General features: G+C 64.4%; 8 protein-coding genes and 1 pseudogene. 3 read left to right on the plus strand and 6 right to left on the minus strand.

The genetic code is table 11. From position 1 onward, the window contains the following. Both Q8M88_RS02625 and Q8M88_RS02630 read right to left on the minus strand, forming a co-directional pair. The coding region (locus tag Q8M88_RS02625; protein WP_305594694.1) for a hypothetical protein at window positions 1–212 on the minus strand (212 nt) is incomplete at its 3' end. Window positions 213–252: 40 nt separating this feature from the next. Beyond that, window positions 253–930, minus strand: coding sequence for a polysaccharide biosynthesis/export family protein (locus tag Q8M88_RS02630; RefSeq protein ID WP_305594695.1), 678 nt, complete (start codon window positions 928–930; stop codon window positions 253–255). A 431-nt stretch (window positions 931–1,361) separates the two neighbouring features. Between Q8M88_RS02630 and Q8M88_RS02635 the strand changes: the two genes are divergently transcribed. Together Q8M88_RS02635 and Q8M88_RS02640 are read left to right on the plus strand one after the other, a co-directional pair. Then, window positions 1,362–2,498, plus strand: a complete 1,137-nt coding sequence (locus Q8M88_RS02635) for an MraY family glycosyltransferase (RefSeq protein ID WP_305594696.1) — start codon at window positions 1,362–1,364, stop codon at window positions 2,496–2,498. 328 nt (window positions 2,499–2,826) lie between these two features. Beyond that, window positions 2,827–3,495, plus strand: coding sequence for an alpha/beta family hydrolase (locus Q8M88_RS02640; protein ID WP_371132613.1), 669 nt, complete (start codon window positions 2,827–2,829; stop codon window positions 3,493–3,495). Window positions 3,496–3,676: 181 nt separating this feature from the next. On the opposite strand, the gene Q8M88_RS02645 is transcribed toward Q8M88_RS02640, so the two are convergent. The 3 genes from Q8M88_RS02645 to Q8M88_RS02655 form a co-directional block, all read right to left on the minus strand. Then, entirely contained in the window at window positions 3,677–3,802 is a 126-nt protein-coding gene (locus tag Q8M88_RS02645; RefSeq protein WP_305594698.1) for a hypothetical protein, read from the minus strand. A 1,174-nt stretch (window positions 3,803–4,976) separates the two neighbouring features. Then, window positions 4,977–5,399, minus strand: a complete 423-nt coding sequence (locus tag Q8M88_RS02650; protein ID WP_305594699.1) for a CBS domain-containing protein — start codon at window positions 5,397–5,399, stop codon at window positions 4,977–4,979. Between the two features lie 96 nt (window positions 5,400–5,495). Further along, complete coding sequence (locus tag Q8M88_RS02655) at window positions 5,496–5,684, minus strand: hypothetical protein (RefSeq protein WP_305594700.1); 189 nt, start codon at window positions 5,682–5,684, stop codon at window positions 5,496–5,498. 95 nt (window positions 5,685–5,779) lie between these two features. On the opposite strand from Q8M88_RS02655, the gene Q8M88_RS02660 reads away from it, so the two are divergent. After that, a complete protein-coding gene (locus tag Q8M88_RS02660) occupies window positions 5,780–6,841 on the plus strand; it encodes a DUF3616 domain-containing protein (RefSeq protein ID WP_305594701.1) in 1,062 nt (353 codons plus the stop codon). Window positions 6,842–6,843: 2 nt separating this feature from the next. Here the strand turns inward: Q8M88_RS02660 and Q8M88_RS02665 are convergent. Beyond that, window positions 6,844–6,975 (minus strand): annotated as a pseudogene (locus Q8M88_RS02665) (IS5/IS1182 family transposase); the annotation flags it as partial.

Below are 6,975 nucleotides of genomic sequence, written 5' to 3' on the forward strand. Positions count from 1 at the left end.
AGCGCCGCCGCCAGCAGCCAGCGCCACTTCTGAGCGATGTGCCAGTATTTCAGGAAGTTGAAATCGGCCTCCGGCTCATCGTCGTCGAACCCGAAGGCCTCGCCAGCCGGCTGCAGCGCACGGGCCTGAGCGTGGCTGGGCGGATCGCCATGCGCCCGAACCGTCACCGGTCCCTCGCCTTCGCGCCATGCCTCGTCGTTGTCCGGCCTCATTACGACCCGATCACCTTTGCTTGCCGAAACCGACCCATGCTCACATCCCCAGCCGCAACAGCGAGAACAGCGGCGTCGCGCCGATCACGTTCTGCAACGCCCGTTTCGACCCCGAAACAGGCACGACGATGACATCGGCCGGATAGATCTGTGGATCTTCGACCTTGCCCAGGCGGATATCCGCCAGATTGACCACCGCGGCCCGCCGCTGGCGATCCACGGTGCGGAAGATCACCACGGTCTTCAGGTTGGCGAACTGGTCGACACCCTCGGCGGTGGCGACCGCCTGGATCAGCGTCATCCGCCCGATGATGTCATAGACGCCGGGGCGCTTGACCGAGCCTTCGACGGTGAACTTGCTGCTCTGCGACGACTTCACCAGCACGCCGACCTGAGGCGACTGCAGATAGCGCGCGCCCAGGCGAACGGCGATCTCGTCGCCGAGCTGGCGCGGGGTCTTCGCCGACGCCTGCACCGAGCCGATCAGCGGGAAGTCGATGGCGCCGCTGGCGTCGACCTGCAGGGTGCGGTTCAGGTTGTCGACCTTGAACACGGTGATCTCCAGGGTGTCCAAAGGCCCGATCCGGTAGTCCTGCTGCTGGACCGCGGCGCTGGCCGCCGGATCGGGCGGCGGCAGAGACGTGACGCTGCCCCTGGGCGCCCCCGACTCGCAAGCCGCCAGGCTCAGCGACGCCGCCGCCACGGCCGTACCGATCAACCTGCGTGCGATTGCAGCCGACCGGACGCATCCCGCAGTGCGCGAATCAGACGCCATGTGGGATATGTCCGATGGATTTCCGACTCGCCACTTATTCGACACAAAGGCCCTCGATTTCAGCAGAGCGGACGGAAAACGGCCGCGGAGGCGCGATGGCTCCCGTGCAAACTTTAGCCGGCAACTAAAAGGGACACAATCGATCTATAATGGATCGACCCAATGCTAGATTTCTGCGCAGAAATTTGCAAGGGGTGGGCGAGTAGCGCCTTTTATTAGTTAATCGAGCTTAGCCTTACCGTGATTTTCTCAACGAGACTTGTAATGCTGCAGTGCATTATTTAGTCTCCTACAAGTTGTTTTTGGTAGCGCTTAGCGAGGCCGCCTGTGGCGGTCTCTAGTGAGTGCGGCTTCTCGGCGAGAGGAGGCGAAGAATGCATCATGCGTGGGAGGCGCTTTGCCGCCATTCGCTTCTCATCACCTGCATCGTCTTCCTCAGCACGCTGCTCCTTGTCCTCTTGCTCCGCCCGCTGGCCGGGCGGTTCGGACTGCTTGACCAGCCAGGCGGACGAAAGACCCATGCCGCCCCGACGCCAGTGATCGGCGGCGTGGCGATCCTGCTGGGCGCCCTGCCCTGCGCACTCCTCACCTTCCAGCTCACCCCAAGCGTGATCGGGTTCGGCCTCGCCGGGCTCATCGTCATCGCCACGGGCGTGGTCGACGACATGAAGGATTTGCGCTGGAAGTACCGACTGGCCGCCCAGACCACCGCCGCATTGGTGCTGGTCTATATCGGAGGCGTCAGCGTGGAACGGATCGGGCCGCTTTTCGGCGCCGAGCCGAACGACCTCGGCATGCTCTCCATGCCATTCACGGTGATCGCCACGGTGGGCATCATCAACGCGCTGAACATGGCCGACGGGATCGACGGCCTGGCCGGCGCGCTGACCGCCTGCGCCCTCGCCATGCTGACCGGCGCGGCGGTCTATTCCGGCAACGAGAACTTGGCGCACGGGCTGATCGTGCTGCTGGGCGCAGTGCTGGCCTTCCTCGCCTTCAACCTCCGCCTGCCCTGGCGACCACGGGCGCGGGTGTTCCTGGGTAACGCCGGGAGCGAGTTCCTCGGCCTTTGCATCGCCTGGGCGTGCTTCCGCATGACCCAGAACGCCGCCCACCCGGTGACGCCGGCGCTGGCTCCCTTCCTCCTGGCTCCGCCGCTGATCGACTGCCTGGTGGTGATGGTGCGCCGGATCCGCAGCGGCCGCTCGCCGTTCGCCGCCGACCGAGGTCACCTGCACCACATGATGCTCGACGCCGGCATTCCGACGACCGCGGTCGTGCTGCTGATCTGCGCCACGTCGCTCACCATCGGCGGGCTCGCGGCGCTGGCGCTGCTGGCGCACGTGCGGGTGATCTGGCTGGTCGCCGCCTTCATCGGGCTGACTGTCGCCTACTACGTGATCTCGGCCCGGCGAGACCGCTGCCTCGCCTTTTTTGGTAAGATCGCCCAGCTGCTCCCCGCGAGGAAAGCGCGCGACGGCGACAACGCGATGCGGATGGGCGCGGAGTAAAACGCAACGGTGCACTCCGCCGCTTCATCCTACCCAAGTCGGTCGTGAGCGCAGATGGTAACGATCGGAAACGACAAGCGGTAGCGCGCCTCGCCTGGAAGAGAGCCGGTAACCTCAAGCGCTTGGGTCTTTTTTGAAGCTGATTTCGTTTAGTGGTTGGTGGCCTCAGCGCGTGGCGGATGGGAAGGTAAGGGATCGAAGCAGGGTGTCGTGGCAGCCGGCGATGCGCGCCTCCGCTGCTGCGAGCGAAAGTGGCGCCTAGCCTTTCGGTCCTCGGGTCGTTGCGCCTGATCATGCCAACCCCCTCTCGACCGCATATGCCCACGGTATGCCCACGGAAACTCTGACCCTCGACTTGCCAAGTGGCGAAACCGTCTCCGCCCTTTGGCAGGCCCCGCCGACCCCAGCGGCCGTCCTGACCCTGGCGCACGGCGCCGGTGCAGGCATGACACACCGCTACATGACCAACACCGCCGACGGCCTTGAAGCACGTGGCGTCGCGACCCTTCGCTTCCAGTTCCCGTACATGGAGAAGGGCGGCAAGCGACCGGACCGGCCGCCCCTCGCCCACTCGGCCGTCCGTGCAGCTGTGGTCGAAGCCAGGCGAAGAGCTAAGGGGGCGCCGCTTTTTGCAGGAGGTCGTTCGTTCGGCGCACGCATGACGTCCCAAGCGCAGGCGCTCGCGCCGCTCGAGGACGTGCGCGGCCTCGTGTTCTTCGCCTTTCCGCTGCACCCAGCCGGCAAGCCAGGGATCGAGCGTGCCGATCACCTCGCGGACGTGGCCATCCCGATGCTTTTCCTACAAGGAACCGCCGACACGCTGGCCCAGGTTGACCTGCTTAGGCCGGTCGTCTCAGGCCTCGGTGAACGCGGGACGCTGATCTTAGTCGAAAGCGCCGACCATTCCTTTCACGTGCCCGCCCGCACAGGCGGCAAGGATCACGAAGTCATGGATGAGCTTCTCGATAGGGCCGTGGGCTGGATCACATGCGTCTGAGAAGAGCGGCTAACCTGGTCGCGCAAGCGCCAACAGGGGACGTTGGTCTCCGGCCTGAAAGCGGACCTTCAACCGCCTGCCCTAGTGACCGTCACGCGATACGACAAACTCGCCCTGAACCACCCTCGATGTCATCTTGCTCGCCGCAACATGCGCCTACTGGCTCAATCGAGTCCTGACCCTAGCCCAAGGGCTTTCGCGCGCCGGCCCGATAGAGGACTATCAGGACCGCATAGGGCAGGATCGAGAGCCAGTCGGCGTGGAGGCCGGCGAAGAACGGGTTCACCGCCCCCCTCAACCGCGTCATGTCGCGGTCGAAGCCGCCCAGCACTCCGGCGGTGAAGGCAATGCCGATGCCGGCGATCGCCCCGCGGCGATATAGCCCGAGGCCATCAGCACGCCCGGGCTGCGATCGGACTCCGCCGAAAGCTCGGTCTCGCGCTCAACTCCCCGCAGCAAGCTGGCGCAAGCGGGAGCATTCACGATCTTGCGTTGATGCGCGGGCATAAGCCTAGTTCATGCCCCCTCTGAAGTCGGGGTGCGAGGTAGCATAACCTCGGGACCGCCCAGCGTGGATGCAGGGAGTCGTCGACCACCTGAAACTGAACCTTTCGTACGGTGGCGCACTTAAGCTTGACTGTCACGAAGGAGATATCGATGCGCCTACCAGTTCAGCTTCTAACCCTTGTTGCGTCACTGTCTCTGGTCGCATGTTCGCAAAACACCGAAGACCACGCCGCTGCGGCCGCCGATCATGCGGGGGCTGCTACGGCATCGGCGGCGAACGACACCGCTGCCAACGCTAACGTTGCCGCCGCCAACACGGCGGCAGCCGTGGACAACGCAGCCGATAATACGGCAGCGGCAGCCGGAACGGCCGCTCGGAAGGCCGACGCCGCCGCGGATGCGGCAGCTCGGACGCGTTAGCGGCGCGGGCTCTTCGGCCCACTGTTCACACGGCGCAGGTCGTGCGGCGACGCCCATAGTAGGGCTTGGGCGATGACTAGTCTTAGCAGCAATGTTGTTTAGCGGCAGCGCTGAAAGGCAACGTAAGGGAGTTCGACTATGAACAAGATCATCTACATCGTGGGCTTGGTTGTTGTGGTTTTGATTGTCGCAGGATTTTTCGGCCTTCGATGATCGTCGCTGCGGCAAATCCAGTCTAATGCACCGTTCCGCCGCCGGACGCACGGTAGGAGTTCACGCGTTAGGCGGTGCGCGTGACGCACAGATAGAGCCAATTGAAGGCACGCTCCGGTGCTATTTTCACTCGGGCGACAGCTAGAGCCGACGGCAAAAAGCGGTCATGTCGACGGTACGCCATTATCTGGCGCGCTTTCGACCTTGCTTCGAACGTGTCTGAGAGGCCGGCTACAAGGTCTTTCGCGCGCTGATGACCGCGCGCATCCACTTTGGGGACGGCGCGGCGTCAGTGGCTTGGCCCTCGTAGCGGCGCCCGGTCAGCGGTTCAGGTTCGCGCCTCAGGGCGCAAAGCTGCGGTGCTCTCCGGTGCTGGGCTCGGAGATCTCCTCCAGCGTGGCGCCCGACTCCTCGTCGGTGTCCAACCGCGCGAGGTCGGCCAGAGCGACAATGCCGACGAGTTCGCCGTCTTCCGTCACCACCGGCAGGCGCCGGATCTGAGCCGCCGACATTCGGTCGTGTACGTCCTCGACGTCGTCAGACTCGAAGACCGATTCGACGTCGGCGGTCATCACGTCCTGAACTTTGGCGTCCGCGTACAGGCCTTGCGCAAGGCCGCGGACCACAATGTCGCGGTCGGTGACCATGCCGATCAGTCGGCCGCCGTCCAGCACGGGCAGGGAGCCGACGTCGCGTTCGGCCATCTGCCGCGCCACCTGTTCGATCGACTCTTCTGGCGTCGTGGACACGACGTCCTGGCTCATGACTTCTCTGACTTGCATCTGGGGCGCTCCGGGGTTGACCACTGGCTGTCAACCCGCGAGACTCCCACACGTTCCTGGTGGTGGCGGTCTGAGCCTTCAAATTTCACACCTCGGAATTGCAGAGTCTCTTCTCGTGCTTTTTCGGGTGATCTGCACCGCAGATGATGCGGCCAGAGCGGCGTCGCAGGCCCGCCACCCGGCCTTCGCCAGCTTCAGCAGTTCCCAGTTCTGCCGGATGAGGCCGAGGGGCGTGAGAACCGCCGCGGCGCCCTGGATCATCGTCATGTCTTCAACGATCCCGCGCGCCATGGCGCTGGCACGGTGCTGGAACAGCTTCGAGCCTGCCGCGCTTAGCGTGAGGGCGCCGGAGAGATCGGGACATGGAGGATTTCAGATGGCCCGCCTGCGCTGAACGGCTAGCCCAAGTTCCGCTAGCGCTTGACGAGCACGCACAGGGTGAAGATCAGCCCGCGCACGACATCTCGGCAGCCGCCGCGCTCGGCGACACCCTGTTCTTAGCGGCCGACGAGTGCGCGGGCCTTGAGGTGCTTCATCGCGCCGCGGACGGGTACGCTGAACATCGACGCGTAGAGCTGCGCAAGGCCTTTGACCTGCCGGGCGGCGACAGCGAGATGGACATAGAGGGCGTCGCAGTGTGCGACGACTGGTTATGGATCGTCGGTTCTCACAGCCTCACTCGCAAGAAGCCGAAGAAGGGGCGGCCGCTTGACGAGAAGGGGCTCGCGCGCTTGACGAAGCTGAACGACAACCACAACCGGATGTTCCTCGGGCGCATGCCGCTACGGCCGCTGGGCGGTGGACGGTGGGATGTGTGCACCGGCGAATATGACGGTCGCCGTCCACAGATGCTGCCCGTTGGCAAACACGTGAGTCCGCTCTTCAAGATCTTGCGAGAACACCCTCTCATCGGTCCATTCACGGTTATTTCTGCGAAGGAGAATGGCCTGGACGTGGAGGGGCTCATCGTTAAGGCGGACCGCGTGGGCCTGGGCCTCCGGGGGCCTGTGATCAATGGCTGGGCCTTGATCGTCGAAGTCGAAGTACACAGCGAAGCTGGTGGGCTCGAACTCGCCAGCGGCTTGACGACCCATTTCCTTGACCTCGGCGGCCTCGGCATCCGTGACTTGAAAAGGCTGGGCGATGAGGTGTTGATACTCGCCGGGCCGACGATGAAGTTGGATGGTCCCACGCAGGTTTTTCGCTGGAGTGGTTGGGGGAAGCGAGCCGCCAACGGAGACCTGTTACATCACCCCTCCCGAGTCCTCGAACTGCCCTTCGGCGACCGCTGTGACCACCCAGAGGCTATGGCGGCCATCGAGCACGAGGGCGAGGAGAGGCTCCTCGTGGTCTGCGATGCCCCCGGGCCAAATCGGCTCGTTGCCGGCCGGGTGCTTGCGGACGTATTCCCCCTCCCCAGCTAGGGTCAGGACTCATTGATCCAGAAGATGAAGGCTGCGGCGAAGGCGATAGCTGACAGGAAGGTGTGGGCGCATCGGTCGTAGCGGGTGTGGATGCGTCGCCAGTCCTTGAGGCGGGCGAAGAGGTTCTCGATGCG

It is taken from the genome of Phenylobacterium sp., assembly GCF_030693805.1.
In the GTDB taxonomy this organism is placed as follows: domain Bacteria; phylum Pseudomonadota; class Alphaproteobacteria; order Caulobacterales; family Caulobacteraceae; genus Phenylobacterium.

Coding starts and splice junctions, on each gene's coding strand:
- Q8M88_RS02660 (WP_305594701.1), top strand. CDS start 5,780: ATGGAGGATTTCAGATGGCCCGCCTGCGCTGAACGGCTAGCCCAAGTT.
- Q8M88_RS02645 (WP_305594698.1), bottom strand. CDS start 3,802: ATGACGCGGTTGAGGGGGGCGGTGAACCCGTTCTTCGCCGGCCTCCAC.
- Q8M88_RS02640 (WP_371132613.1), top strand. CDS start 2,827: ATGCCCACGGAAACTCTGACCCTCGACTTGCCAAGTGGCGAAACCGTC.
- Q8M88_RS02635 (WP_305594696.1), top strand. CDS start 1,362: ATGCATCATGCGTGGGAGGCGCTTTGCCGCCATTCGCTTCTCATCACC.
- Q8M88_RS02650 (WP_305594699.1), bottom strand. CDS start 5,399: ATGAGCCAGGACGTCGTGTCCACGACGCCAGAAGAGTCGATCGAACAG.
- Q8M88_RS02655 (WP_305594700.1), bottom strand. CDS start 5,684: ATGACGATGATCCAGGGCGCCGCGGCGGTTCTCACGCCCCTCGGCCTC.